The organism is Marinomonas algae (assembly GCF_047525555.1).
GTDB lineage: Bacteria > Pseudomonadota > Gammaproteobacteria > Pseudomonadales > Marinomonadaceae > Marinomonas.
Genome location: NZ_JBLIXK010000001.1, coordinates 205,985 through 231,948, shown reverse-complemented (window position 1 = coordinate 231,948; position 25,964 = coordinate 205,985). Strand labels below are relative to the sequence as shown.

At 42.3% G+C, this 25,964-nt stretch carries 25 protein-coding genes; 15 read left to right on the top strand and 10 right to left on the bottom strand.

Annotated features, from left to right (window positions below):
- From ACMUMQ_RS01015 to ACMUMQ_RS01005, 3 genes are all read right to left on the bottom strand, one after another.
- Complete coding sequence (locus tag ACMUMQ_RS01015; protein WP_414680194.1) at positions 1 to 942, bottom strand: ABC transporter permease; 942 nt, start codon at positions 940 to 942, stop codon at positions 1 to 3.
- Complete coding sequence (locus ACMUMQ_RS01010; RefSeq protein ID WP_414680193.1) at positions 939 to 1,919, bottom strand: ABC transporter permease; 981 nt, start codon at positions 1,917 to 1,919, stop codon at positions 939 to 941. The genes ACMUMQ_RS01015 and ACMUMQ_RS01010 overlap by 4 nt, the downstream gene beginning before the upstream one ends.
- Positions 1,920 to 1,991: 72 nt before the next feature.
- Positions 1,992 to 3,524 carry an ABC transporter substrate-binding protein gene (locus ACMUMQ_RS01005; RefSeq protein WP_414680192.1) on the bottom strand — a complete coding sequence of 511 codons (1,533 nt, stop codon included), beginning with the start codon at positions 3,522 to 3,524 and terminating at the stop codon, positions 1,992 to 1,994.
- A 229-nt stretch (positions 3,525 to 3,753) separates the two neighbouring features.
- Between ACMUMQ_RS01005 and ACMUMQ_RS01000 the strand changes: the two genes are divergently transcribed.
- The 6 genes from ACMUMQ_RS01000 (at position 3,754) to ACMUMQ_RS00975 (ending at position 10,367) form a co-directional block, all read left to right on the top strand.
- Entirely contained in the window at positions 3,754 to 4,341 is a 588-nt protein-coding gene (locus ACMUMQ_RS01000; RefSeq protein ID WP_414680191.1) for an acyl carrier protein phosphodiesterase, read from the top strand.
- A gap of 348 nt (positions 4,342 to 4,689) precedes the next feature.
- Positions 4,690 to 5,682, top strand: coding sequence for a ribosome biogenesis GTPase YlqF (gene ylqF, locus ACMUMQ_RS00995; protein ID WP_414680190.1), 993 nt, complete (start codon positions 4,690 to 4,692; stop codon positions 5,680 to 5,682).
- A gap of 11 nt (positions 5,683 to 5,693) precedes the next feature.
- Complete coding sequence (locus ACMUMQ_RS00990) at positions 5,694 to 6,074, top strand: YacL family protein (protein ID WP_347983763.1); 381 nt, start codon at positions 5,694 to 5,696, stop codon at positions 6,072 to 6,074.
- A 67-nt stretch (positions 6,075 to 6,141) separates the two neighbouring features.
- Complete coding sequence (locus ACMUMQ_RS00985; RefSeq protein WP_317003180.1) at positions 6,142 to 6,756, top strand: hypothetical protein; 615 nt, start codon at positions 6,142 to 6,144, stop codon at positions 6,754 to 6,756.
- 145 nt (positions 6,757 to 6,901) lie between these two features.
- Positions 6,902 to 9,250, top strand: a complete 2,349-nt coding sequence (locus tag ACMUMQ_RS00980) for a fatty acid cis/trans isomerase (protein WP_414680189.1) — start codon at positions 6,902 to 6,904, stop codon at positions 9,248 to 9,250.
- A gap of 127 nt (positions 9,251 to 9,377) precedes the next feature.
- A complete protein-coding gene (locus ACMUMQ_RS00975; protein WP_414680188.1) occupies positions 9,378 to 10,367 on the top strand; it encodes an LLM class flavin-dependent oxidoreductase in 990 nt (329 codons plus the stop codon).
- Positions 10,368 to 10,423: 56 nt separating this feature from the next.
- Here the strand turns inward: ACMUMQ_RS00975 and ACMUMQ_RS00970 are convergent, their stop codons facing one another.
- Both ACMUMQ_RS00970 and ACMUMQ_RS00965 read right to left on the bottom strand, forming a co-directional pair.
- Positions 10,424 to 11,344 carry a lysophospholipid acyltransferase family protein gene (locus ACMUMQ_RS00970; RefSeq protein WP_414680187.1) on the bottom strand — a complete coding sequence of 307 codons (921 nt, stop codon included), beginning with the start codon at positions 11,342 to 11,344 and terminating at the stop codon, positions 10,424 to 10,426.
- Complete coding sequence (locus tag ACMUMQ_RS00965; RefSeq protein ID WP_414680186.1) at positions 11,337 to 12,047, bottom strand: 3-deoxy-D-manno-octulosonic acid kinase; 711 nt, start codon at positions 12,045 to 12,047, stop codon at positions 11,337 to 11,339. The genes ACMUMQ_RS00970 and ACMUMQ_RS00965 overlap by 8 nt, the downstream gene beginning before the upstream one ends.
- Positions 12,048 to 12,154: 107 nt before the next feature.
- On the opposite strand from ACMUMQ_RS00965, the gene ACMUMQ_RS00960 reads away from it, so the two are divergent.
- Complete coding sequence (locus ACMUMQ_RS00960; RefSeq protein WP_414680185.1) at positions 12,155 to 13,165, top strand: glycosyltransferase family 9 protein; 1,011 nt, start codon at positions 12,155 to 12,157, stop codon at positions 13,163 to 13,165.
- Here ACMUMQ_RS00960 and ACMUMQ_RS00955 read toward each other — a convergent pair.
- Positions 13,162 to 14,115 (bottom strand): methylenetetrahydrofolate reductase, encoded by a 954-nt coding sequence (locus ACMUMQ_RS00955; RefSeq protein ID WP_414680184.1) that lies wholly within the window; start codon positions 14,113 to 14,115, stop codon positions 13,162 to 13,164. The two genes, ACMUMQ_RS00960 and ACMUMQ_RS00955, sit on opposite strands and share 4 nt — an antisense overlap.
- Positions 14,116 to 14,307: 192 nt before the next feature.
- Between ACMUMQ_RS00955 and ACMUMQ_RS00950 the strand changes: the two genes are divergently transcribed.
- The 4 genes from ACMUMQ_RS00950 to ppnP all read left to right on the top strand — a co-directional run bounded on the left by ACMUMQ_RS00950 (position 14,308) and on the right by ppnP (position 17,632).
- Complete coding sequence (locus ACMUMQ_RS00950; RefSeq protein WP_414680183.1) at positions 14,308 to 14,853, top strand: DUF1285 domain-containing protein; 546 nt, start codon at positions 14,308 to 14,310, stop codon at positions 14,851 to 14,853.
- 74 nt (positions 14,854 to 14,927) lie between these two features.
- Positions 14,928 to 16,274 (top strand): DEAD/DEAH box helicase, encoded by a 1,347-nt coding sequence (locus tag ACMUMQ_RS00945; RefSeq protein ID WP_414680182.1) that lies wholly within the window; start codon positions 14,928 to 14,930, stop codon positions 16,272 to 16,274.
- Positions 16,275 to 16,379: 105 nt separating this feature from the next.
- A complete protein-coding gene (gcvA, locus tag ACMUMQ_RS00940) occupies positions 16,380 to 17,276 on the top strand; it encodes a transcriptional regulator GcvA (RefSeq protein WP_414680775.1) in 897 nt (298 codons plus the stop codon).
- 65 nt (positions 17,277 to 17,341) lie between these two features.
- A complete protein-coding gene (gene ppnP / locus ACMUMQ_RS00935) occupies positions 17,342 to 17,632 on the top strand; it encodes a pyrimidine/purine nucleoside phosphorylase (RefSeq protein ID WP_414680181.1) in 291 nt (96 codons plus the stop codon).
- A 91-nt stretch (positions 17,633 to 17,723) separates the two neighbouring features.
- Here the strand turns inward: ppnP and ACMUMQ_RS00930 are convergent, their stop codons facing one another.
- Positions 17,724 to 19,379, bottom strand: a complete 1,656-nt coding sequence (locus tag ACMUMQ_RS00930) for a lytic transglycosylase (protein ID WP_414680180.1) — start codon at positions 19,377 to 19,379, stop codon at positions 17,724 to 17,726.
- Between the two features lie 81 nt (positions 19,380 to 19,460).
- Complete coding sequence (gloB, locus tag ACMUMQ_RS00925; RefSeq protein WP_414680179.1) at positions 19,461 to 20,234, bottom strand: hydroxyacylglutathione hydrolase; 774 nt, start codon at positions 20,232 to 20,234, stop codon at positions 19,461 to 19,463.
- A gap of 98 nt (positions 20,235 to 20,332) precedes the next feature.
- Here gloB and ACMUMQ_RS00920 point away from each other — a divergent pair, with 98 nt between their 5' ends.
- From ACMUMQ_RS00920 to ACMUMQ_RS00905, 4 genes are all read left to right on the top strand, one after another.
- The gene (locus tag ACMUMQ_RS00920; RefSeq protein ID WP_414680178.1) at positions 20,333 to 21,073 is read left to right on the top strand and encodes a class I SAM-dependent methyltransferase; all 741 of its coding nucleotides are present in this window, start codon (positions 20,333 to 20,335) and stop codon (positions 21,071 to 21,073) included.
- Complete coding sequence (gene rnhA / locus ACMUMQ_RS00915; RefSeq protein WP_414680177.1) at positions 21,070 to 21,513, top strand: ribonuclease HI; 444 nt, start codon at positions 21,070 to 21,072, stop codon at positions 21,511 to 21,513. The genes ACMUMQ_RS00920 and rnhA overlap by 4 nt, the downstream gene beginning before the upstream one ends.
- Positions 21,510 to 22,235 carry a DNA polymerase III subunit epsilon gene (gene dnaQ, locus ACMUMQ_RS00910; RefSeq protein ID WP_414680176.1) on the top strand — a complete coding sequence of 242 codons (726 nt, stop codon included), beginning with the start codon at positions 21,510 to 21,512 and terminating at the stop codon, positions 22,233 to 22,235. Before rnhA ends, dnaQ begins: the two co-directional genes overlap by 4 nt.
- Positions 22,236 to 22,333: 98 nt before the next feature.
- Positions 22,334 to 22,690, top strand: coding sequence for a Fis family transcriptional regulator (locus ACMUMQ_RS00905; protein ID WP_414680175.1), 357 nt, complete (start codon positions 22,334 to 22,336; stop codon positions 22,688 to 22,690).
- Here ACMUMQ_RS00905 and ACMUMQ_RS00900 read toward each other — a convergent pair.
- A complete protein-coding gene (locus ACMUMQ_RS00900; RefSeq protein ID WP_414680174.1) occupies positions 22,687 to 23,727 on the bottom strand; it encodes a hypothetical protein in 1,041 nt (346 codons plus the stop codon). The genes ACMUMQ_RS00905 and ACMUMQ_RS00900 overlap by 4 nt on opposite strands.
- A 299-nt stretch (positions 23,728 to 24,026) precedes the next feature.
- Positions 24,027 to 25,904 (bottom strand): cation:proton antiporter domain-containing protein, encoded by a 1,878-nt coding sequence (locus ACMUMQ_RS00895; protein ID WP_414680173.1) that lies wholly within the window; start codon positions 25,902 to 25,904, stop codon positions 24,027 to 24,029.
- Between the last annotated feature and the right edge of the window lie 60 nt (positions 25,905 to 25,964).

The following is a 25,964-nucleotide window of genomic DNA, read 5'->3' as shown; positions in this document are numbered from 1 at the left end:
TTAATCTTTATACACCTTTGGGTTTAGGTGATCACGAAGCCAATCTCCGAGCATATTCATTGCCAAAATTAAGATAATCAGTGTGGCGCTTGGAATAACACAGATCCACCATGAACCAGAGAACATGTAGGTGAAACCATCAGAAATGAGTGAGCCAAGTGAAGGCTCTGTAACAGGCATGCCTAAGCCAAGAAAAGATAACGCCGCTTCAGCGACAATTGCGTTAGCAATTTGAACAGTAAAAATCACCAGAATAGGTGACAAAGTATTGGGTAAAATATGACGGAACATAATACGTTTAGAGCTGATGCCCATGACTCTGGCTGCATCCACGTATTCTTGCTGCTTCTCTGCCAATACTGAAGCTCGGACAGTACGAGCAAAAAGAGGCCATTCGCTTAATCCAATTACCAAAATGAGGATGACCATAGCAAGCTGTTGGTACATGGCAATACCAAAGATGGATTGGAAGATTGCTAAGAATACAATAGCGACCATCATGTTTGAAAAAGACAGCTGAATGTCGGCACAACGCATTAAGAAATTATCGATACGTCCACCTAAATATCCCGCTATTAATCCAATACATATACCTAAAGTGGCTTGTATTGCTACGGCACATAAACCGATAGTCAATGAAAGTCGTGTACCGTACAAAATGACGGACAGTAAATCTCTCCCTTGTGCGTCTGTGCCTAATAGAAAGCGGTAGTCGTGACTAATCCAGCTTGGTGCAATTTCTGAATTTGTCAGATCTATAAATGTGAGGCTATTAATGTCGAATGGCGCTAATAAAGGAGCGAGAAAAGACACTAAACAGTAGAAAATAAAAATAAGCAGGGCAAGTACCGCTAGTTTATCACCGATAAAACCAGACCACATATGGCTCAAGCGACTGCCTGAAATAGGGTGATGGATAAGGTCTTTTTTGATTTCTCTCATGATCCATGACTCGCTAAACGTACGGTTGGGTTTACTAAACCGTAGATCACATCCACCAATGTATTAGTAATAACAAACATGGCACCGACAACCATTAAATAGGCGGAAATAAGTGGAGTATCAACCCGGCTTACAGCATCCATAAAGAGAAAGCCCATACCGGGCCATTGGAAAATAGTTTCTGTCAAAATGGTATAGGCAACCAGCGTTCCTGCTTGTATTCCGCCGACGGTGATCACTGGCAACATGGTGTTCTTAAGCGCATGAATAAAATAAATTCGCGGAGCAGAAAGACCTTTTGACCAAGCAAATCGAATGTATTCAGATTGTAAAACTTCCATCATTTCTGCTCGAATCAAACGAATGAATATGGGCATTAATGCGATGGCGAGTGATAAACTAGGAAGCAATAAATGATGCAAACCGTCTTTTGTGAACAGCCCGCTATCCCAAATAGCAAATACTTCTATGGTTTGCCCTCGACCAAAACTGGGCGCTAAACTCCATTCAATGGAGAAAAAATACACCATAAATATAGCCACAATGAAAATAGGTACTGAGAGCCCGATAGAACTGATGATCATAAGTAGCCTGGATACTGGGTGCTTGGGTTTGATTGCTGCTAAAACACCACAGGGCGTTGCCACTAATATAACTAATATAATGGCACAAAAAGCCAGCTCCAATGTGGCAGGGACTTTTTGAAAAATCACTTCCAGTGTTGGTTGTTTATAATAATACGATGTACCCAAATCGCCTTGTATTGCGCCTTTTGCAAAGCGAAAGTATTGACTTAAAAAGCTATCATTGAGGCCAAGCTCTTCACGTAACTGATTTCGTTCATCTTGTGAAACAGTCAGGCCAACCATTTGTTGAACAGGGTCACCTAGTCTGTCTTGTACGGCAAAGCTGATCACACTGATGCAGATCATCACAAAGCAGGCCTGCATTAATCGACGGAGTAAAAAAATCAGCATTAGATGACAGTGTTCCCATTTAATATTGGAGTCATGTTGTTTGTGATAGGTTTATTAAAGCACTCTTTGCTTCTATTCGTCTTCAATGACTAAATCTCCCAAATAAGGGTGGTTCATATCGTTAATGATATCTTGGATTTTAACTTTGTTTTTTGCGGCCCAAGTAAGAGGCTGCCAATATAGAGGAACAATAGGCGAGTCGTCATACAGTGTCTGCTCGATTTCTTGCAATAATTGTTTACGTTTCTCTGGAGCCATTTCACGATTTGCTTGTTGGATTTTTTGATCAATACTAGGGTTGCAATAACCGCTAGCATTATAGACGCCTAGCCCTGAATTAACATCCGAGCAGGCAATAATAAACTCAAATGGATTGTTAGCGTCCATGGTATCTGATTGCCAGCCAAGCATCATAATATCTGCGCTTCGATTATCAAACTCTCTAAAGTATTGAGCTTTAGGTAAAGTTTTTAAATCCACTATGATGTTGATTCTAGCGAGCATTGCGGAAATGGCTTGAGCCACTTTTTCATCGTTTAAATAGCGGTTGTTGGGCGCCATCATACTGATACGAAAACCCTGCTCGTAGCCCGCTTCTTTCATTAATTGAAGGGCTTTTGATAAATCGTAGTTTGGTTCTACGCCTTTTAGATGACCGATGAAGCTGTCGGGAGTGAGTTGTCCAGCGGGCGTGCCATGTCCTTTTAATATTTTTTCTACGATGAGTTTTTGATTAATGGCCAGGTTAATGGCTTGTCTTATTCGGATGTCTTTGAACTCTGAGCGTCGATCTTGGTTCATGTGTAGCAAGATGGTCCGCGTACTTGGAATGGTGACCACTTGAATTCCGGGGGTTCTTTCAGTGCGGGCAATATCAATGGGAGAAATTGGGAGGATAAAATCTACATCGCCAGAAAAAAGCGCAGAAAGCCTAGTCGAATCGGCACGAATCGGCGTTAAAATTACTTGATCAACATTGCCTTTCGATTCCGTGTCCCAATAATTTGGATCACGCATTAGCTCCATTCGATTTCCTAATTTTCGATCGACTAGAATAAAAGGGCCAGTACCGGAGACATGCTCAGAGGCGAAGGAATTGCCGTGTTTAATAATTTCGTCTCGCCCTTGGTAAAACGCCTTATCAATTGGAAAGACGTAAGTCATGATATTAAGCAACAAGGGATTAGAAGTGGTCGTGTGTACATCGATTGTATGGGTATCAATGATGTTGGTTGACTCAATCGAATCGTACATAGCTCGAAAGTCAGGTGATTTTTTTAAACGACTAATAGTATAAGCCACGTCCTCTGCAGTGAAGGGATTGCCTGAATGAAAGTGGACATTTTCACGTAAGAAGAAACGAATGGTACGAGAGTCGAGACGTTGCCATTTGGTTGCCAATCTGGCTTCTAATTCACCTTGTCTATTCCATCTTAATAAAGGATCAAACACCCAATGGGAAAACTGTAAAGTACCTTCTGAAAGGTGTTCATGTGGATCTAATGAAACTGGGTCTGCATCAAAGGCCATACGTAATGTGGTTGCAAAAGCACTATTCCATATGATGGAAGCCAAACAGCAGACTATAATAGCTTTTATATTCATGTGTATCGGCCTTGTATTCTTAGCTCTTGATAATGGAGCGGTCTTTAATTAAAAAGAATGGGCGCTGCTGTTTTTGCGCAAAATCTCTTTTGATATTCATACTGACCACTTAGACGAAAACATTTTTACAAAAAATTAAGTAAAAAGACAGCAAGATAGGTTGATTTAGACATATTACGTCGAGATTTATGTTCTATTGAATCTATTCGAACCATATAGATAAGCAGTTATGAATTATTTTGCGCATTTGCATATTGCGGCTGAAACAGACACTTCTTGGTTAGGGAATTTGCTAGGTGATTTTCCTGTTGAGCCTTCATCGTTAGATGAAGATTTACTTATGGGGTGGCGTTTGCATCAGCAAGTGGATGTGATGGTTGACCAGCATGAATCGAGTTTGGCGTTTCGCTCTATGCCTAGAAAAGGGCGACGTCGATTCGCAGGTATTGTTCAAGACATAGCAATGGATTACTGGTTAATTCAATATTGGGATCGTTTTAGTACTGTGCCTTTGGGGCGTTTTTGCGATCAAGCAGTAGTGGAGTTGTCCAAAGACAAAGAACGTAGCCCTGATCGCTTGTTCAATATGATTAGCTCATTAGAGCAGCATAATTGGTTGTCTAGTTTGGGAACGCATGAAGGGGTAGAAAAAGCCATTTGCTCTATTATGAGAAGATGGCAGCACGGACATTACTTGCAAGATTTTCTTGACGAATTACCTGATGTAATTCAACAAGCCGAAGAACCTTTTTTAAGCTTGTATCCAGATTTACTCGATTTTGTTGCTGAAGAAACGAAAAGTGGAAAGGGCAAGTGATATTGTTGAAAAAAGCCAGGGCCACACGCAGCCCTGGCTAACAGGTCACATTTAAGAACAACTTAATCATAGGAAATAGATGCAGATTTCTAATGCCTATTAATTAAGCCATAGAGAGTGTAAGTCTTTTGCTGGGATTCACCTTGACTTAAGTCAGGGGGAAATCTATCAGTGAGATATACGTAGTATTTACTCTATCTCGTCAGAACTTGTGGTAGAATCCGCCACCGCAAAAACTTGGTCGAACTGATTTAAGGAAGGTACGAACAAGTTCACTGGCTTCGGCGTGTGGATAAACCTTCCTTAATACTCGGCTATAAAGGTGATCATAACAATAGGGGGAATTAGGTGGGCGTTCAGTGGTATCCAGGGCACATGAACAAAGCGCGTCGAGAAATCGAAGAAGTCATGACGCAAGTGGATATAGTCATCGAAGTATTAGATGCCCGTATTCCTGATTCTAGCCAAAACCCTATGTTAAGTACCTTACGAGGCGATGTTCCTGTCCTTCGTTTATTAAATAAAAAAGATTTAGCAGATAAAGCGCGTTTAGACTTATGGCTTGACCATTGGCGAGGTAACGACCGCATATTAGCGCACCCATTTTCTACTTTGGATAAGTCAGATGTCGCTAAAATTAGCCAATGGGTTGGGCAAATGGTGCCCCATCGTGGAACGGCTGAAAAGCCGATTAGAGCCATGATTGCAGGGATTCCCAATGTAGGTAAGTCCAGCTTAATGAATGCCTTGTTAGGTCGTCGTGTGGCGAAAGTCGGCGACGAACCTGCTGTTACTAAAGCGCAGCAAAAACTGAAAGTAACCAACGGTTTTCAACTGTTAGATACTCCCGGTATTTTGTGGCCTAAAATAGAAAACCCAGATGCCAGCTACCGTTTAGCCGTTACTGGTGCTGTACGCGATACCGCAATTGACTATGAAGATGTGGCTTTAGTTGGTCTCAAATTCTTTATGTCGGATTATGAGGAAGCGCTTACTACTCGCTATAAATTAAAAGAACTCGCTTCAGATCCTTATGATGTATTGAAGGTGATTGGTTCCAAGCGTGGCGCTTTACGTTCTGGCGGTAAAGTTGACATGCATAAAGCGGCAGAAGTTTTTTTAAATGATGTAAGGACAGGCGCGATTGGTCCTTATGTTATGGAAACCCCAGAAATGATTGCACGAGAAGAGCTTTTAGTTGAAGAAGCAAAAGCGAAGAAAGAAGCAGCAAGGCAAGCAAAATTAGCGGCGACCGTGCCTCAGCGACAACGTGCAAATAATCGCGCTTATCGCGATGCCCAATCCGGTAAGCCAGACGAAAATTTAGATGACAATCAGTGAGGTTCAGGGTCATGGATTATGAAATTGCCTTTGATCAGGACGAAAGTATTTACCGCATTTATACCAGTTACGAGTTTGCCGCGATCGGTGAATGGGTATCTGAGTATGTGCGTGAATTAGAAAGCATACAGCGCGTGTTAATGGCGGCGCGATTGGCTGAGTCTGAAAAAGAAACAACAGAATTTAAACACGGTCCTTTCAGCGTGATTTTGAGTGAAGAAGGCGTTTCTGTGATTCGACAAGTGGATATGGATTCAGCGGAAGAAGAAATAAAAGCCATGTTTGACTCTCAAGAAAGTTTCTATCAAACATCTACCGATGGCATTCAAGCTGAATGTGGTTTAGATGATTTGATTAATATGATCGAAAATTGGTATGAAGTGCTGCAATAGTTGTTCCTTGCGCTGGCTGGGTTTACACTAGCCAGTATTAATTTAAATGTTTTTTTAGGGAGCCGATATGCTCATCGAATTGGAAAAAGCCCGTGCTCGAAATAATGTTGTTCGCATTTTTCGTGAAGACTTAGACGGACCAGATGGTTGGACTGACGGCTTTGTTGTAGATGCCAACGAAGAAATGGTTTTGCTCCAATTAGTGGATGACAGTGTTCGCCTTAACGGCTACCAAATCCTATTTTTAGAAGACATTAGTGACTTTGCACATCCGGCGCCTTTTAATGATTTTCAGAAGAAAGTATTAACGCTTCGTGGTGAAGAGGTCGTTGACCCAGAAGTCGATTTAGACGATCTTGCTGTTTTGTTGATTGATATCAGCGAAGAGTTTGGCTTGGTGACATTGCACCGTGAAGAAGTTGAGCCAGATAGCTGTGAAATAGGCCGTGTAATACGTGCTGATGCAGTGACTTATGAGCTGGAAGAAATCGGCTCTGATGCTCGTTGGTTTGATGATACTTTTGAATACGACCTATACGACATTACGCGTATCGAATTTGGTGGAGCTTATGAAGAAGCATTGATGCTTGCCAATGACGATATGGGCGATGATGCTTACGAATTGTCTGAAGAGTATCCAGATGATTTTGTTGGCGAGATCGAAGAAGACGAATCCAAGTAGTCAGCTTTAAAGCTGCTATTTCTTTCTAAAAACGCCTTTATAGGCGTTTTTTTATATATAGCTTAAGCTTGTATTGATGGCTTTTTAGTTGTCATTGTCCTGCACGCTCAAATACTCCAGATAAACCAGCAAAGAGGTTTTTATTGTGTCTCGGTGGATCATTCTTATTTTTACATTCTTGCTGGTGTCTGGTTGTGCTGTCTATGCGACACAACAATTAGACTCTGTTTTTGGGTCGCAAAGCGTTGAAAACCGTATTGTTGAGACGAGTGAAAGCGATGTCGCATTTTACAATAATGAAGTGAAGCCTATTTTAGACAGTCGCTGTGTTTCTTGCCATGCCTGTTACGATGCGCCCTGTCAGTTGAAATTAACCGCGCCTAGCGGCATCGAGAGAGGCGGATCAAAAGATTTGGTTTATGATGGCACTCGTTTATTGGCGGCAACACCTACGCGATTATTTATTGATGCAAAAACGACGGATGAATGGCGTGAAAAAGGCTTTCATCCCGTCCTCAATGAGCGAGCACAATCGCCTGCAGCGAATCTACAAGGCAGTGTTTTATATCGGGCCATTGCTTTGCGTAAACAGCAAGGCGCTTTTACTCAGGACGTTTTACCAGATGAGTATGACTTCTCATTGGCTCGAGAGCAGCAGTGCTCTAGTGTTGAAGAATATTCGGGCGTAGAAAAGAATCACCCAAGTTTGGGAATGCCTTATGGTTTGCCTGCTTTGAGCGCAAGTGAGTACGATGTACTGACTCGTTGGTTGGCAAAAGGCGGCAAAATGCCAGAAGCGAAATCCATACCGGAAGCCCTTCAAAAGCAAGTGGATTTGTGGGAGTCTCGATTAAATAAAGATGACCTAAAAGGTCAGTTGATATCTCGTTACATATATGAGCATTTGTATTTATACAGTTTGTATTTGGATGATGGTGAAGAATTCCGTTTTCAGCTTGTTCGTTCCAAAACGCCGCCAGGTGAACCGATTGATTTAATTGCAACGCGCAGGCCTTATGATGCTCCAGGTGTGAGTCGAGTCTATTATCGACTTTGGGCAGATCCTGAAGTGAAAGTACAGAAAAACCATATTCCGATGCAACTAGATGAAGCGCGTTATGCTCGCTGGCAGTCTTATTTTTATGCCGAAGAGTATCAAGTCACAAAAGACCCAGGTTACGCGCCTAAAGTTGCAACGAACCCTTTCAAAGCATTTCGTGAAATTCCTGCTCATGCACGTTACCGCTTTCTATTAGATCATGCGCAAAATACCATTATGGCCTTCATTAAAGGTCCTGTGTGTCGCGGGCAAGTTGCTGTGAATGTGATTAATGAGCAGTTTTGGGTGTACTTTTTAGATCCTGAGTTGGGTTATAACAAAGGCTCTGCTGATCTGCTTGAAGACCAAGTGCAAGAACTTGATTTGCCAGCAATTGAGTCGAGTAATGCTTTACCTTTGGCATCTTGGGTGACTTTCTCTGAGCAGCAAAAATCTTATTTGTCTTCAAAGGCTAAGTTGATTGAGAGTGAAATAGGCAGAAAAGTGCCATTAGGTCTCAACGTAATATGGGATGGCGATGGAGTAAATACTAATGCGGCGCTGACTATTTTCCGCCATTTCGATAATGCCACTGTGGTAAAAGGTATGGTTGGGCAGCACCCTAAAACAGCTTGGATAATTGATTATCCACTTTTGGAGCGTATTCATTATTTGCTGGTGGCGGGCTTTGATGTTTATGGCAATGTTGGGCATCAATTGGTCACTCGCTTATATATGGATTTCTTGCGTATGGAAGGTGAAATGAATTTTTTACTTTTATTGCCAAAAGAAGACAGACAAAAAATTCGCGAGTTCTGGTATCGAGATGCAAACCAATCCATCAAAAATTATATTTTTAGCGATTACATTAAAGTGGATCGTCAATCTCAGGTGACTTATGAATCCAATGACCGACAAGCTGAGCTGTATGAAAAGCTGAAGGTGAAGCTTTCTAACGTGCTGGACCATAGTTACGACTTGGAGCAGAGTAAGCTTTCTGCTGAAAATGTCGCAGGGCTGTATGAACTGCAAAAAGTGCGCGGAAAAGGGCTGTCTTATTTGCCGAATGTTGTCACTGTTCTGGTGAGTAATAAGGGTGTGCCAGTAGATGTGATTAGTGTGATTCACAACAAAGCTCACGCCAATATATCGAGTTTATTGAACGAAGAAGCGACACGGTTGCCGGAAGAAGATGGCGTTACTCTGGTGAAGGGAGTATTGGGAGATTATCCAAACGTCTTGATGCAAGTAGAAGAGGCAGAATTGCTTGTTTGGGCGAAGCAAATGTCCCAGTTAAAAAACAAGTCAGATTATATTGACCTGCTGAATCGTTTTGGCATTCGTCGTACGAACCCAAACTTCTGGTTCGTCAGTGACTCGATTTCGAATTTGAACAAGCAAGACCGACCAAGAGAAAGCGGTATATTGGATTATAACCGCTTAGAAAACCAATAATAGGTTACTGGAAGTGGCTGTAAACAAAGCAGAGAAGCGCTTCTGCATTCTCTGCAATATTGGCCACTTGTATCTTTAGGAGTGAAGCCCAACTAACAGGGAATACTCTATATTGTTGGAAAATATTATGGTCCCTTTTTCTATTCTTGATTTAGCGCCCGTTGCAGAGGGCTGTTCTGTTGCGGATTCCCTTGCGATGAGCCGTAAAATGGCCATTGCAGCAGAAGAAAATAATTATCTGCGTTTCTGGTTGGCGGAACATCATGGCATGGCAGGTGTCGCAAGCTCTGCCACTTCTGTTGTTTTATCTCATCTTGGTTCAGCAACAAATACGATTCGATTAGGTTCTGGTGGTGTTATGCTGCCGAATCATTCGCCTCTGGTGATTGCCGAGCAGTTCGGCACTCTGGCTGAGCTTTATCCGAACCGAATTGATTTGGGCTTAGGGCGAGCGCCGGGTACGGATATGCAAACGGCCAGAGCATTACGACGTAATATGGATGCGGCTGTCGATAGCTACCCTGAAGATGTTTTGGAATTACAGCGTTTGCTTGGAAATGAAAGCCAAGGGATTAAAGCTGTGCCAGGCTTTGGGACGAATGTGCCTTTATGGATGCTTGGTTCTAGTTTATACAGTGCACAAGTCGCGGCTGAATTTGGTTTGCCTTACTCTTTTGCTTCTCACTTTGCACCAGATCAATTGATTCAAGCTTTAACCCTTTACCGTCGCCACTTTAAGCCATCTGAACAACTGACTAAGCCTCATACCATGGCTGGTGTCATGGCAGTTGTGGCGGACACAGATGAAGAAGCGAGATTCCTATTTACGTCGGCTCAGCAGCAGTTTGTTAACTTACGTCGAAATGGCAACAAACCTTTCCCAAGACCAGTGGATTCAATGGACACTATGTGGTCGTCAAGTGAGAAGTACATGGTCGAACATATGCTGCAATATGCTGTTGTAGGTTCTAAAGCATCCGTGGCCTTTCAGCTGTCGAGCTTTCTTGATACGACTCAGGTGGATGAATTGATTGTTTCAATGCCAATTCATGATTCAGAAGCAAGGTTGAAGTCATTAAAATTAATGGCGGAAGTGCGGGATAGTCTAGTGAAATGATTCAAAGAGCCCCATCGGAATGAATTTGATGGGGCTTGTTTATATGTGAACGATTTTTAATAAGGAGAAGGTGTGCCTTTTTCTTTTTGGGTCTTGAAGCGACGGTGTGCCCAAAAATACTGTGGTTTCTTAGGGTTGATACTTTCTTCCATTAGACGGTTAATCGTCGTTGCATTTTCTATATCATCTGGCGTTGGGAAGTTTGGCACTTCTGTAAATGTCAGGTGGTAGCCATTTTCTGTGCGGCCGTAATCGTACAGAACAACTGGAGCATTGGTCATCTTTGCAATACGTCCAATGTGCGCTATGGTTGCACATTCACGACCATAAAAAGGGGCAAAAACAGAATCTCTTCGACCGTAGTCTTGATCTACCGCGTACCAGACAGCTTTATTTTTCTTCAGCGATTTAAGTACTTCACGCATATTTCTACGTTCAATCGTTTTTGAGAAAATTGCCTTGCGTTGGCGCTCCATAACCCAGTTTACAACAGGGTTTTTCTGCAGTTTATAAATAGGATGAACGTCAAGAATACGTGGTACTTGGCTGCCGCAAATATCAAGAGAGGAAAAGTGACCACTGATTAGGATACAGCCTCTACCTTTAGCCAGTACTTGATCAATTACTTCTTGCCCTTCAAAAACAATTCGTGATGCGAAGCGGTTTTTATCTTGAAACCAAGAAGCGAAGGTTTCTAACGTGCCTTGTCCCATGCTCTCAAAGTGTTCTTTAGTGAGCTGCTCTCTTTCTGCTTTGGTCATTTCTGGAAAGCAAATTTTAAAGTTCACATTACAAATATGTCGGCGTCTAGGCGATAATGAATAGAGAAGTCGCCCAAAAATTTTACCCACTGCTTGTAAGGCAGACCAAGGAAGAAAGCTAATTAAAAAAGCGGCCCCCATTCCTAACCAACTTAGCCAGTGTTTTGGGCTGATAAACTCTTTAATGCTTTTATCTAATGTGCTTTGCTTAGCCATGGTATCCCTCTAAAAAAGCCTGCCATTGCTTTTCTGATACATAAAAATTTGAAAATTTGCTCGACTCTTTATCCAGTGAGCGTTTTAGTCGATCAATATTAGATTGCATCCAGCTTGGATCTGGCACTCTTTGTTCGCATTTATCGAAGTCAATCACCCATACTTTGCCTTGCTTATCTATCATGATGTTATGACAGTTCAAGTCAGAGTGATAAATGCCGCTAGTATGAAAGCGCTTGATGACCTTGCCAACCTCTTGCCATGCAATTTGATCTTTTTTGCCACTTTTGATGAGGTCAAAAAGGTCTTCTGCATGATCTATAGTCTCAGTTAGTAATTCGGCTTGGTAAAAGCCTTTTTTAAGAGTATAGAGTCCACCAACGGGTTTAGGGACTGGTAAGTTCAGATTACGCATCTGTTCCAATAAACTGAGTTCAAGCCAAGGGCGAGTGTTTTGTTGGCCTGTAAACAGAAAGCCTCGTTTATTGAATTTTGCGATTAAGCCGCCGCGACGGTAGCGGCGTATGACGAAGCGCCCAAATTCACTGTTAATAAACCACACTTCACCACGACCGGTGCCAGTGCCAGTTAATGCTTCTTGCGATTGCCAGAATTCAGGATCAAACCATGAAGCAGTGAGTGGCTGGTTTTGATCACTTTTTAAGAGAAAAGTGTTCGATGATACTTTGATGGGCTGTGGCATCTTGCTCGCTTCGTTATTGTGTTCTTTCTTATGTCTATAAAGTTGGACACATTCAATGGTGTCTATTCTATAATACTTGTTCTGTTTAAGCAGCCCTAGAGGAAGAGATGGAACAAGAGAAAATTCAGCATTTAGCCGTGGTAAGGTTATCTGCATTAGGTGATGTGTGTCACGCTATGGCTGTGGTTCAATCTATTATGATGCGTTATCCAGACATGAAAGTGACTTGGGTGACTTCGCCGCTAGAAGCAAATTTAGTTCGTTTGTTGAACGGTGTGAATGTGGTTGAGTACGATAAAAAAAGTGGATTTTCTGGCTTATTAACATTGCGGTCTTTATTAAAAGACCAGACGTTCGATGTTTTGTTGCATTTGCAGTGGTCGCTACGAGCAAGTCTTGTTTCTCGTATGGTGAAAGCCAAACGCCGTGTTGGTTTTGCTTTATCTCACTCTAGGGAAAAGCAACATTGGTTTGTTAATGAATATGCGCCAAAACCAAAGGGCGAGCATGTTTTAGATTCTTTTTTGTCTATCGCAAGTGTGTTGGGAATTTCAGAACCAAGCTTGCCGTGTGAATTGAATTTACCTGAGACAACTTTTGATTTGCCGAGTCGCTATGTGGTTTTGAACCCTTCAGCTTCTAAATCTGATCGAAATTGGACACTGGAAGGTTATCAGGCGGTCATGTCATACCTTTTAAGTAAAGGTATGTCAGTGGTTATTACTGGTGGGCCATCATCGGAAGAGAAGTCTTTCGCTCAACACATCATTGCAGAACAAACAGATTCTGTTATCAACATTGTCGGTAAAACGAAACTAGACGTTATGTTGAGTGTTTTGAAAGGCGCAGAATTGGTCATCAGCCCAGATACTGGGCCTGCTCATATGGCAACTTTGGTTGGAACGCCAGTATTAGGTTTGTATGCGCATTCCAATCCAAAACGAACTGGACCATATCGAGACTTGGATAAAGTAATCAGTGTGTATGAGCAATTGGTTGAAAAGGAATATCAAAAGCCGGTGGCAGAACTGCCTTGGTCAACGCGAGTGCATGATGCTGAAGCCATGCAACATATTCATGTTGACCAAGTTTTAGCGGAAGTGAAGCGCTTTATCTAAAGCGCTTGTTCGGCAAGTTTTAAGTCCAGTGTGGCTTTCAATAGTTTGTACAATTGAATGGATGCGTCTATCTCTTCTTTTCTATTGGTTAAACTTTCAATGTTTAAGCCAAGAGGAACGCCAAGAGGTAGCGCAATCTCAATAATTTGCTCCAAGGCATTACGGCAAATTTTGATAGATTCAGCCAATGGTGTCGCAGAATCCAAAATGCGATGCTTAGTGGCATCAGGGACAGAAATGCCTAACCATTCCATGAATTCCAGTGTCTTGGCACTGCCACACGGCGTGAAAGTCAAGATAATGCGCTTCGGCTCTTCACCGTGATCTCTACATTCTCTGGCATAGCGACTGATTAAGTCTGCCGTTGCTTGGTGATTATAAACCGCTTGAGAGATGAAGAATTCACAGCCAGCATCAGACTTTTTCATGATGCGTAAATGCTCATCTCCTTTTTTAGCATGACGTTCTGCAATGGTGACGCCGCCTAAATTGAAGGCATGAGGAGAAGCTTTTAGAGTGTCGTACGCTTTCGGCAAAGGTAGCTTAATATCGCCGTCCGAAGAAGGGGAGCCAACCAAAACTAAATCACGAATACCAAAATCTTCCCAAGCTTCTGTTAACCAGCCTGAAAATTCTTCTGAGCTACGAGAGGAAACAGACTTATAAGTGATAACTGGCTTACCTGATTGAGTATGAAGGCGTTTTGACCAAGCTCTTGGATCATGCGTTTCCATAAAAGGGAAAGGGCGAGGCTTATCAATACGGCTGGTTTCATCTTGAATGTCGTAGACGATTAAACCATCGGCTTCAACGCCTGCTAAGCGATCCAATAATTTGTTACTGATTTGTTCCAATTGCTCTTCTTCAACAGAGGAGCGAGGTGGTGTTGTGCCGATGAAGTACACACCTCGGTTAGGATCTTGGAACTTTCTTGCCAATTCGGATTTCATAATGTCACACTCTAAGTCGTCGAGGCAGATAATCTTGTTCTGCGCTTCGGTATATTTATTTGATGTGGTTATTCTAACAGTGAAACGAATTCATGGCCTTCTCTATAAGTTGAATAATATTGTAGATGAAGTGAGAATGGCTAATTCGCTCAATACTTCATCGCTTGTCATAAAACTAACAGGAAGTTCTCTATGTCTGATATTGCTTTAAAAGGCTTAAAAGAAGTCACGACGTCTTCATTACCGCCGGTTCATTTATGGAAACCTGACTTTTGTGGCGATATGGATCTAGTCATAAAAGCAAATGGTGATTGGATACATGAAGGTGGAAAAATTCATCGCCCCGCCATGGTGAATATGTTCAGCCGCATTTTATGGTTTGAAGAAGGGGAGTATTTTTTAGTAACGCCTGTTGAGAAAGTGCGAATCCAAGTTGAAGACGCGCCTTTTTTGGTGACGGAATGGAATTGGATAGAGACGGAGCAAGGACCAGCTATTGAATTTACGACGCAAACCAAAGATGTTTCAGTTCTTGGTCTAGACTGTGATATGTGGGTGTCTCCTTTTGATAATGAAGAGCGTCCTTATATTTCGATGCGTTACGGCATGAAGGCATTATTAAGCCGAAATGTATTTTATGCCTTAGCGGAAAGCTTGGTGCAGGTTGAAACCGAAAAGGGAACAGGAATGGGCATAATCAGTGCTGGTAAATCGTATCTTTTAATGCAAGATGAATGAGGAACTGGGTTATAATGCGCGAATTATACGTCGCTGTACGTTTTCTTATTTTGTCGTTTTAAAGGGGTATTTTTTTGTTATTCGAAGAATTTGGTTTTGATAATCGCATTTTGAAGTCCATCGGCCATTTGGGCTTTGATGAAGCAACCGAAATTCAGTCTCGCGCTATTCCAGAAGCTATGGCTGGTCGAGATTTATTGGCGTCGTCAAAAACCGGTTCAGGGAAAACATTGGCTTATCTTTTACCTGCATTACATCGTGTGTATAAGAAAAAAGCACTCTCCAAACGCGACCCTAGAGTAGTTGTTTTAGTACCAACGCGTGAATTGGCGAAGCAAGTTTATGGTCAGTTACGTCTTTTGCTTGCCGCCAGTCGTTTTACCTCTACTTTAATTCAGGGTGGAGAAAACTTTAACGATCAGCATAAACAGCTGCAAAAAGATCCGCATTTTATTGTGGCAACACCTGGGCGTTTGGTTGATCACTTGAAACAACGTCATGTGTATTTAGAAGGTCTTGAACTGCTTATTCTAGATGAAGCTGATCGTATGTTGGATTTGGGTTTTGCGGATGCAATGCGCGCAATAAATGAAGCCGCTAGTCATCGCCAACGTCAGACATTATTCTTTTCTGCAACGCTAGATAATACGGAAGTCAGTGCTATTGCTGGGGAATTATTAAAAGAGCCTTCTCGTGTGGCAATTGGTCAAGGCTTTGATGAGCACAAAGACATTTCCCAACATATTTTGCTTTGTGATCACCTTGATCACAAAGAAGCTCTGTTAAAGCATGTTTTAGTGAATCAAACGATCAAACAAGCCATCGTATTCACCGCGACAAAAAATGACACAGTACGTCTTGCTGAGATGATCGCTGGCTGGGGATTAACCACTCAAGCTTTGAATGGCAACTTGTCACAAAGTGCTCGAAATAAAGCTATGGAAAGTTTTGCTAAAGGGCAATTTGAGGTTCTTGTGAGCACAGATGTGGCGTCTCGCGGTTTGGACATTGCGAGTGTTTCCCATGTATTTAACTTTGACTTACCTAAACAAGCCGAAGAATTTGTTCACCGAACGGGGCGAACGGGTCGTGCAGGTTTTAAAGGCGATGCGTATTCTTTGGTTGGGCCAAAAGATTGGGTGAACTTCAAAGCCATTGAAGCATTCTTGCAAAAGACGTTTGAGACAGAAGTCATTGAAGGCTTAGAGCCGAAGTTTAAAGGTTTGGCGCCAGCGAAACCAGCTCGCCCAACGGCTAAGAAAGCGCCGAATAAAAAGGCGAGTAAATCTCCTAAAAAAGTGGCTAAGAAACCGCAAGGTAAAGCGCGCTTTCATGACAATCAGCAAGATGGCTTTGAGGCTTTTAAATTGCCTTCTAAGCGAACAGAGAAACCAGCGAATCTTGGTGATGAAGACGAGTAATATTTGACGGCCTGTGAATTTGACTGTTGGTGATGCTTTATTTGTTGACAGGTGAGTTATTTTCACTATATTGATTAATCTTTCTTATCTATTGGAGACGAGCTTATTAATCGTTTGCCCCCATTAAACTCGCTTAGATGTTTTGAGTCAGCAGCACGTCATGGTAGCTTTAATAAAGCGGCTAGAGAGTTGTCTGTGACGCCTTCGGCGATTAGTCATCAAATTAAAGGCCTAGAAAGCTTTCTGGGTATTGAGCTATTTCGTCGAACTAAACGGAAAGTGATATTAACGGAAGCTGGCGAATCCTATTTAAAGCCTATAAGAAGCATTTTTGAGCAGCTAGAAAACGCCACGTCTGAGCTGAAAAGCCAGCAAAAAACGGGGTCATTGAGATTGGCAGTGGCGCCGGCTTTTCTGACTCGTTGGTTGATGCCGAGAATGGAAAGCTTTCAAGAGCGTTATCCTGATATTCAAATTGAAATAAGTTCGTCTTCTGGTTTAGTCGACTTCTCTGCCAATGACATTGATATGGCGGTGTATTTCGGAAATGGTGATTGGGACGGTGTTGAAGCTCATTATTTACGTGCCGCTCGACTGGCTCCTGTATGCAATCCTAGATTAATCAAAGCAGATCAACCTATTAACACGCCTGAAGATATGCGCTTTTATCCTCTTCTACATGTTACAAAACGCAAAGACGAGTGGCATGATTGGCTTCAGCAGCATGATTTAGATGCAACGCTTTTTCGACGAGGTTTGATGTTTTCGAGTGGCTCTTTAACCGCAGGTGCAGCCGCTCAAGGTTTAGGTATTGCTTTGTCTGACCCTGAATTGGTCATGCCTGAAATACAGGCCGGCACTTTAAAAATATTGTTTGATCAGCATTTGATTACAAATAAATCTTTCTATCTTGTTTATGAAAAACGTCGATCGGTGACATCTGCAATGATGGCCTTTAAAGAGTGGATCATTGAGCAGATGGCAGGTAATGAAAATGGTTGAGTGTGTTTCTTATCCTCTTTTGGGAAAAGAAGGCTCTTTTTTAAAATATCAGTGAGAAATGTTTTATGAGTACAGAGTTAACAGTAAACAGCTACTTTAATGATCAAGTGAAATCCATTGCATTAGACAATGCTGAAGGGACATCAACTGTTGGTGTTATGGCGATTGGTGAGTATGAATTTGGTACGAGCCAAAGAGAATACATGACGGTTGTTTCAGGTTCATTGACTGTACTTTTGCCAACAGAGACAGAATGGAAAACCTTTGCGAAAGGCGAGACTTTCATTGTTGAAGCAAACCAGAGCTTTCAAGTAAAAGTGGCTGAAACTACCGCTTATCTTTGCCGTTATGAATAACAGCCAGCCAGTAAGCTGATCATAAAAAAGGGCCTGTCTTAATCAAGACAGGCCCTTTTTTTTGGGAGTGGTAGAACGAGTAACCGTTTGCTTAACCACCTACAACATTGATTAATAAGGTTACTTTGTCACCTGGCTGAACATACTTTTGGCTGGCCACTTTCGGGTTCCAGCTTCTAATATCATTTACAGACACTTTGAATTTGTTGGCAACCAGTGCCAGCGATTCGCCAGAGCGAATGGTATAAACTACTTTCTTCATCACACTGCGAGTGCTGTTGGTGTTTGTAGATTCTTTAGGTTGCAACCAAACGACTAGCTTCTGACCCGGCATAAGTGGATCAGCGAGTCCCATGCTGTTCCAGCGAGCAAGGGTTTTGCTGTCTGTTTCATACTTATTGGCGATGAGCCATAAACTGTCACCAGACTTTACTGTGTAGTTTATTTTGATTCGGTTTCTAGTCGGCGCACGAGATTGCTTCGCCAGCAAACGTTGGTGAGAGCTGAGTGTGTAGCTTTCAATATTGTTACCAGCAACTGGAATCATCAACTCTTGTCCAACGCGAATAAGAGAAGAAGAGATCTTATTTACATTTTGTAGAACGCCAGCGGTTGTGTTGTGCTGTTTTGCAATGAGCAACAAGCTATCGCCGGCTTTTACTGTGTAACGCACCCAAGTAACTCGGTCTTGAGGCGGAATCTCAGCCAATTTTGTTCTAAATTGTTTCGCTTTACCCACTGGCATTAATAGTCTGTGAGGACCATCTGGAGATGTCGCCCATTGGTTAAAACCTGGGTTCAACAAATACACTTCATCAATGCTAACACCAGCCATTTCTGCGGCTTGAGCTAAATCCAACTGACCGCCGATATTCACCACATCAAAGTAAGGCTTATTAGGGATGAAGTAAGTCGAGTAGTTGTACTTCTCTGGGTTTTTAATGATTTTTGCCAAAGCAATTAGCTTGGGAACGTAGGCACGCGTCTCTTTTGGTAAATCAAGCGACCAAAAGTCGGTTGGTTTGCCTGCTTTTCTATTCTTTCTGATGGCGCGCATCACAGTGCCTTCGCCAGAGTTGTAGGAAGCAAGGGCATGATACCAATTGCCATCAAACATTTTGTGTAGACGAGTTAAGTAAGCAATCGCGGCTTGAGTAGAACCAATGATGTCGCGGCGTCCGTCGTACCACCAAGTCTGATCCAAACCATACATCTGACCAGTGGAAGGAATAAATTGCCAAGGGCCGGATGCTCGACCGTGACTGTAGCCAAAAGGGTCAAAGCCACTTTCAACAATTGGTAAAAGCGCTATTTCTGTTGGAATGCCTGCTTTTTCCAACTCATCTACAATGTAATAGAGATAGCGTTCGCCACGCTTTGATACACGATCTAAATAAGATGGGTGAGAGCTGAACCAACGTAATTGAGACGATAAACGAGGGCGATCAATGTCTAAATCTAGCTGATAACCGGCTCTGATTCTGTCCCAAATATCATCAGGAGCTTTTGGCTTGCTAACAGCAACGACAGGCTCTTGATCTGTTGCTTCTTCTGTATTGGCTTCTGGGTCGGTAGACTCTTCGAGCGAGGAATCGATAACGGGAACGCTGTCAATAAAGCCTAAGCGTTCAGGGTCAGCATCGACTATGTCAGCTTCCACTGCATCAACTGTTTCTAATGAGCTAGATGAAGCATCAGTGTCTATTTTGGAGGCCGTTTGACAGGCGCTTAGGGTAAGACTTGTCAAGCAAATCCAAAAAATTCTATAAATCATGAAACTCACTAAATTGAATAAAGTTTGGTCATTTTAAGGGTGTAGCGAAAGAGGTCAACTAAAAGTGTCTTTGGCGCGTCTGACTTGACTAAAGGATTCAACGGAATTTGTCGCGACTTCTTCTTTAAGTTGTTGTGCCGCTTGGGTTTTCAAAGAAGGGTTGTGAGAACGTAAAAAAGGATTAGTTTTTTTCTCTAAATCCAAATTTGAAGGCAAAGTCGGCTTGTTTTGTTCTCTTAGAAGAGTGCTCGCAAGATGGCTTTCAATTAAATCTGTATTATCAGGCTCCAAAGATAATGCAAAACGATAATTGGCTAATGTGTATTCGTGAGTGCAATAAACGAGCGTGTTGTCAGGAAGAGCGGATAGCTTTTCCATGGCTGCGAGCATCTGCTTTGGTGTGCCTTCCATAATTCGCCCACAGCCACCTTTAAACAGAGTGTCACCGCTAAATAGAATGGGTGTTGCTTGATCAGAAAAGTAGCAAAGGTGATCTAAAGTATGTCCTGGTGTTTCTAAAACAGAAAAGACTCTTGTGAAAACAGCGATTTCATCACCTTCTTTGATAGGGTGTGTCACCAGATGTTTTAGATGCTTTGGACCGTATACAAGGCAGTTTGTTTGTTCCTTCAGCTTAGCAACGCCACCAGTGTGATCATTATGATGATGAGTAATGAGAATGCCCACGAGATTTTTTTCATGCTGAGCGCAGTACTCAATAACAACTTTAGCGGAACCTGGGTCTACAGCCCAAATGTCTGAACTATCTTTATCTTCGATTATCCAGATATAATTGTCTTGAAAGGCAGGAAGCGGAAGTAAGTTCATGTGTTGTCTACTTTATATAAGAATGATTAGATTACACATGACGAGCCGATAACCAAAATAAATACATCGCCATGCCGTTTTTATAGAGAATTGATTTTATGTCGGATAATCAATCAAGACAATTTTTTCAGACTTGGTATCAGAGTAACCTCGGCAATAGTGTGCTTCAGCTTGAGTTGAAAGAAATAGAAGCCACGCTAGATTCCACAGTTGGCTACTACTTAGTGACGCAATCACCGCTGAGAAAAATAGCGTTTCATAATCATCGCATCCGAGAAAACATTCTGATCGCGCCAGCGTTAGAGCTTGGTGCTTCGAGTTGTACCATAGTTGCAAAATCGAATGAGTTGCCCTTTGAAACAGATGGCATTGATGTGCATATTTTTCATCACACATTGGATACATCCGCTACGCCTCATGATGATTTACGGGAAGCGGCTAGAACCTTATTGCCAAGTGGGAAATTAATTGTCGTCGGTTTTAACCCTTGGAGCTTATGGGGCTTTTGTCGGTTGTTTTCTAAGCGAGCAAAAGCACCTTGGTGCGGTCGTTTTATTGCTCATCAACGCCTAGAAGATTGGTTGAAGGTAGCGGGTTTAACCTTAGAAACAAAGCGTTTTATTTACTACGAACCGCCTATTCAAAATGGCAATTGGCGATTACGTTTTAAATGGCTAGAAAAAATGCTGCGACCGCTCAAGTTACCTTTTAGTGGCGTGTATGTCATGACAGCCACAAAACAGGTAAAACGTTATACGCCGATAAAACCGCATTGGACAAAAGCGCGTGTTCGCGTACCACCATTAACTAAGCCCACAGCAAAAGAGATGAAAGAGTGAAAGATGTAATTATATATACAGACGGTGCCTGCAAGGGCAATCCAGGAATTGGTGGCTGGGGCGCTTGGCTAACATTTGGTGAACATGAAAAACGATTGTGTGGTGGTGAACACGACACAACCAATAATCGAATGGAGCTTATGGGCGCCATAGAAGGGCTTCGTGCACTAAAAGAAGAATGCAATGTGACACTTTATACAGACTCTTCTTATGTACAAAAAGGGATTACTGAATGGATGGCAGGTTGGAAGCGAAAAGGTTGGGTAACAGCTTCTAAGCAGCCAGTAAAAAACAAAGATTTATGGCAAGCACTAGATGAAGCCTGTCAAAAGCACCAAGTCACTTGGAAATGGGTGAAAGGTCATGCCGGCATAGAAGGCAATGAAATTGCCGACGACTTAGCTAATCAAGGTATTGAAGAGTTGAGGGCATCAGCATGAGACAAGTCGTACTAGACACAGAAACAACCGGTATCGACCCTAAACAAGGGCATCGAATCATAGAAATTGGTTGTGTAGAAATGATCGGGCGTAAGCTGACGAATCGTCATTTTCATGTCTACATAAACCCTGATCGAGAAGTCGAAGAAGAAGCTTTCCAAGTACACGGCATCAGTAATGAGTTCTTGGCAGACAAACCTCGTTTTCATGAAGTCGCCCAAGAGTTTTTTGATTTCATTAAAGGCGCTGAATTAATTATCCATAACGCGCCCTTTGATATTGGCTTCATGGATCATGAATTCGCCCGCATTGGAGGCTACCCAAAAACCGCGGAAGTCTGCAGCGTCTTCGATAGCTTGGTGTATGCGCGTAAAAAGCATCCAGGTCAGAAGAATAACCTTGATGTGTTATGTCGCCGTTATGGAATAGATAACTCGCATCGTGAATTACACGGAGCCCTGTTAGACTCCGAGATTCTGGCCGATGTGTACTTGCTTATGACGGGTGGCCAAACCAGTTTAGGTTTGAGCAACGGCTCTGATGGCGAATCTAAAGAAGATGGTTCTGAAGAAGTGATTCGTAGATTATCAGCAGACCGTCCTCGTCTAAAAGTTATTCGACCAAATGAGCAAGAGTTAAAAATGCACGAAGAGCGTTTGGATTTGATTGATAAAAAATCTGGCCAATCTTTGTGGCGAAAGCCTGAACAGCCTCTTAATTAAGAGGCTTTTTTGTCGGTCTTAGAAAACTCAATGACACTCTGAAATCATAAATTGGTTCATTGTCTTGTTTAGCCAATGAACAGTTTTCTGTGAGAAACATGAAAAAATCGGATAAGAAAATAGAGAAAGCCCTTCGTGAAGCGCTAACTCAAGTATGTGAAAGCGCTTTGGGGGACGTGTCTGGCTTTGTTTGGTTGACACATTTGGTGAATTTCAATCACTTCCCAGGTTCGCTTAAGATTATTTGTGTGTTTGAAAAAGACGAAGACTTAATCTCGGCCCGAGAAGCTAAGCAAGATGAGTATTTTGGTCGATTGATCGTGGACGAATTAAACCGAGCTGGTTTATCGATTAAAAACCTAGGCCAATCAATTCTGTTTGATACAGAAGAAGCCTGTGAACGCTCACACAATGGTAAATGGAATGAGCGCTTACATCGTTTGACTGTCCATTAAAAGCCTTTTGGTAAAAAGCCTTCTATCATTTCAATGTTTCTAAACGACTCAGCAAGTCTGAGTTTTTGCTGCTCAAGTTTGATATTGGGGGCACGTGATTCATCCACTGAACAGTTATGTTCTGTGATGAGTTGCTTACCTTTTTCATCCAGTTTGTTGGATTGAATAAAGCGCGTGTTAATGGAAAACTCACCAATTTGTCGTAAGTCGTGTTCTCGGCTGAAGCGATTAAATCCGTTAAATTTAAAATGCTTCTCCACATAGCGATCACTTAATTGAATCAGAGTGTCCATAAGAGCGTACAGTAGCTCATTAGTGGACGAGGTGTTCAAAACTAAAGTGGTTTCTATGCCGTGAAGTTCAGAGAATTCGATGTTCTTATCTTGCTCTTTGTCGCCAATATTGAACATCACATCAACCAAGACTTTGCCATTTCTGCGATGAACAAGGTCTACACATTGGATTTTAGTTTGATCAAATTTGAGTGTGTCTAACAGCTGCTGTACAGACTCAATCGTGAAGCTTTGTTTGGTTTCAGATAATTGAAATAAGCTCCGGCATTCTGCCATTAAAGGCAGATCATGATGACTGTTAAAAGGTGTGCTCACTTTTTGTCCATCTATAGATGACAAAGTGACCAGTTCTCGTATTTCATGCTCTCGAGCTTTTTTTAATGCAAGGAAAACGGTTTGGATAATCTCGGACGTAGGTAAATTCGGCTCAACACGCCATTTTCGACCGTAGACAATTTTCTTGGATCGGGCTGGATTGTTACGTTGGTAGTTTTCTCGACCAATAATCCCCACTTGAATGAAAAGCCCTTGGTCATCTTCAGCACAAAAAATAGGGTAGTGATTGGAAAACTGGATGTGGTTCAAAATGGATTCAACACTTTCTAAATCATGGTTGTAACCATAAAAATGCTGAGGAACACAGCTTTCGCCATTGGGTAAATTAACGGTTGGCGCAGAGATTAAACAGTATTCACCAAGGGCAATGTAACTGCCCGTATCCTGTTGGGTTTTATGTGTGTTCATTTGAATCTCTAAGTCAAAAATTACGTGGTCTAAAAGTCGAGTTATAACATCACTTTATGAAAGTTTTTAACCAGTTCAGATAACTTACGAAATAATTGACATATTGGATGACACCGAAAAGCAAAAAATAAAATAATTTATTAAAAATGCTCTTATTTTATTGTTTGCAGACCGGTTCACCCAATAAGAGAGGCTAGGGAAGGTACGAACAAGTCCACTGACTAAAGCTCAAAAGCTCAAAAGCTCAAAAGCTCAAAAGCTCAAAAGCTCAGAAACTCAGAAGACTTATTCGCACCTCCCTAGTCAGCGTCAGTTTGATTGAGGATCTTTTGCATCTTTTCTTTTAGTTGAGGGTTCTTCTCTTCTAGGTATTTACGAAGACGTTGAATGAACACCTTATTTTCATGGAAAGGCACACCAGTTTGATGAGCGTCTGCCACATCGACCATTGACTTTTTGTCATGTTGGCTGAAGACCTCGACCATTTTCTCTGCTTTTTCTGTTGAAATGCCCAAGGCTTCAAAGGCTGATCGACCCATGCGTAAGCTGCTGTCAAAGTTCTCACGAATAATGTCTCGACAACCGTAAGCCCAAAGATCGTAAACGTGGTTGTTGTCAAAAGCTCGCGCTATGACGTGCAGATCTGGATAATTTTCTCTGACGTATTTCACCATTTTTATGGTTTGTTCAGGATCATCAATGGCAATAATCAGCAGCGAGGCTTCATCAATACCTGCAGCATGAAGTAGGTCTGGACGAGTGGCGTCTCCAAAGTAGTTTTTCACGCCAAAACGCTCTAGTGCTTCAAGTCGCTTGACGTTGAAATCAATCACGGTGGAATGAAAATTCGCTAGGCGCAGAATGTTATCTATGGTGGCTCCAACACGACCAGAACCTGCGATGATGATTTTATTATCGTCTGGTAAGTCGTCATACTTGCTTGAAGAGTGGTCGTTCGCGTAGCGAGGAGCAATGACTTTATCGTACAAGATAAACAACATAGGAGTGAGCAACATAGACAAGGCTACAACCAAGAGTAAGACGTCGGCTGTGGCCTGAGAAATCACCGCATTACTGACAGTGAAAGAAAGCAAAACAAAGCCAAATTCACCTGCCTGAGCAAGCGCTAGAGCAAATAACCAGCGGTTTGAACCTCGGATATTGAAGATGCGCCCAAGTATGAGAAGTGTGGCGATTTTAACGAGAATAAGGCCAATGGTAAGACCAAGGATGGAGAAAAAGTCGCTAAACAGAAGTGAAAAGTTAATCCCAGCACCCACTGTCATAAAGAACAAGCCAAGCAACAATCCTTTAAAAGGAGCAATGTCGCTTTCCAGTTCATGTCGATAAGGCGAGTTCGCTAAAACGACGCCGGCTAAGAAGGTGCCCAGCGCAGGTGAAAGTCCTACAAGCGTCATGAGCAATGTGGTGCCAATAACAAACATAAGCGCTGTCGCCGTAAACAGTTCTCTTAATTGCGCAACGGCGATAAAACGGAAAATTGGTGTGGTTAAAAAATGGCCGCCTAGCACGACAATAGCGATTGCGCCTATGGTTACCAAAGTTACTTGCCATGTTTTCAAATCGGCTAAGAAGGAGAGTTTATCTGAGTGACCACTGGCGCTTGTCAACTCGGTAGAATGACTTAAAGCGGCAATCAATTCTGGCGTTGCTAAAAGGGGAATGAAGGCCAGAATAGGAATCACCACAATGTCTTGTGCGAGCAAAACAGCGAAAGAAGACTGTCCACCATCGGATTTCATCAAGCCTTTTTCGGTTAAGGTCTGAATCACTATGGCGGTAGAAGATAAGGCCAGCACCAAGCCAATGGCCAAACTCGTGCGCCACTCTTGATCTAAAAGCATACCCAAACCCATGACGAAAAGGGCGGTAAAGGCAACTTGCCCTCCGCCTAATCCTATGAGTTTGGATTTTAATGCCCAGAGCTTTTTTGGGTTTAATTCTAGCCCTACTAAGAAGAGCATAAGAACCACGCCAAGCTCGGCAACATGCTGAATGGATTCGATGTCGACTTCGAATAAAGTAAGCAAAGGACTAATGATAATGCCGGCGAGCAAATAGCCTAAAACGGAACCTAAACCAAGGCGAGCAGCAATGGGGACAGAAACAACCCCAGCAACCAGAAAAATAAAGGCTAATAGTAAAGCGTCGGTCATTTCTTTATTCCTTAAAAAAGGCGGATCCGTAAAAGTATTGTGTTGAGTTATACGTGAGCG

Excerpts from the sequence above, each read along its gene's own strand:
- ACMUMQ_RS00970 (WP_414680187.1), bottom strand. The coding sequence starts at position 11,344 with ATGGCTAAGCAAAGCACATTAGATAAAAGCATTAAAGAGTTTATCAGC.
- ACMUMQ_RS00960 (WP_414680185.1), top strand. The coding sequence starts at position 12,155 with ATGGAACAAGAGAAAATTCAGCATTTAGCCGTGGTAAGGTTATCTGCA.
- ACMUMQ_RS01005 (WP_414680192.1), bottom strand. The coding sequence starts at position 3,524 with ATGAATATAAAAGCTATTATAGTCTGCTGTTTGGCTTCCATCATATGG.
- ACMUMQ_RS00965 (WP_414680186.1), bottom strand. The coding sequence starts at position 12,047 with ATGCCACAGCCCATCAAAGTATCATCGAACACTTTTCTCTTAAAAAGT.
- ACMUMQ_RS00900 (WP_414680174.1), bottom strand. The coding sequence starts at position 23,727 with ATGAACACACATAAAACCCAACAGGATACGGGCAGTTACATTGCCCTT.
- ppnP (WP_414680181.1), top strand. The coding sequence starts at position 17,342 with ATGAGTACAGAGTTAACAGTAAACAGCTACTTTAATGATCAAGTGAAA.
- ACMUMQ_RS01015 (WP_414680194.1), bottom strand. The coding sequence starts at position 942 with ATGAGAGAAATCAAAAAAGACCTTATCCATCACCCTATTTCAGGCAGT.
- ACMUMQ_RS00895 (WP_414680173.1), bottom strand. The coding sequence starts at position 25,904 with ATGACCGACGCTTTACTATTAGCCTTTATTTTTCTGGTTGCTGGGGTT.
- gloB (WP_414680179.1), bottom strand. The coding sequence starts at position 20,234 with ATGAACTTACTTCCGCTTCCTGCCTTTCAAGACAATTATATCTGGATA.
- ACMUMQ_RS00975 (WP_414680188.1), top strand. The coding sequence starts at position 9,378 with ATGGTCCCTTTTTCTATTCTTGATTTAGCGCCCGTTGCAGAGGGCTGT.
- ACMUMQ_RS00920 (WP_414680178.1), top strand. The coding sequence starts at position 20,333 with ATGTCGGATAATCAATCAAGACAATTTTTTCAGACTTGGTATCAGAGT.
- ACMUMQ_RS01000 (WP_414680191.1), top strand. The coding sequence starts at position 3,754 with ATGAATTATTTTGCGCATTTGCATATTGCGGCTGAAACAGACACTTCT.
- ACMUMQ_RS01010 (WP_414680193.1), bottom strand. The coding sequence starts at position 1,919 with ATGCTGATTTTTTTACTCCGTCGATTAATGCAGGCCTGCTTTGTGATG.
- ACMUMQ_RS00955 (WP_414680184.1), bottom strand. The coding sequence starts at position 14,115 with ATGAAATCCGAATTGGCAAGAAAGTTCCAAGATCCTAACCGAGGTGTG.
- ACMUMQ_RS00905 (WP_414680175.1), top strand. The coding sequence starts at position 22,334 with ATGAAAAAATCGGATAAGAAAATAGAGAAAGCCCTTCGTGAAGCGCTA.
- dnaQ (WP_414680176.1), top strand. The coding sequence starts at position 21,510 with ATGAGACAAGTCGTACTAGACACAGAAACAACCGGTATCGACCCTAAA.
- ACMUMQ_RS00950 (WP_414680183.1), top strand. The coding sequence starts at position 14,308 with ATGTCTGATATTGCTTTAAAAGGCTTAAAAGAAGTCACGACGTCTTCA.
- ACMUMQ_RS00985 (WP_317003180.1), top strand. The coding sequence starts at position 6,142 with ATGCTCATCGAATTGGAAAAAGCCCGTGCTCGAAATAATGTTGTTCGC.
- ACMUMQ_RS00990 (WP_347983763.1), top strand. The coding sequence starts at position 5,694 with ATGGATTATGAAATTGCCTTTGATCAGGACGAAAGTATTTACCGCATT.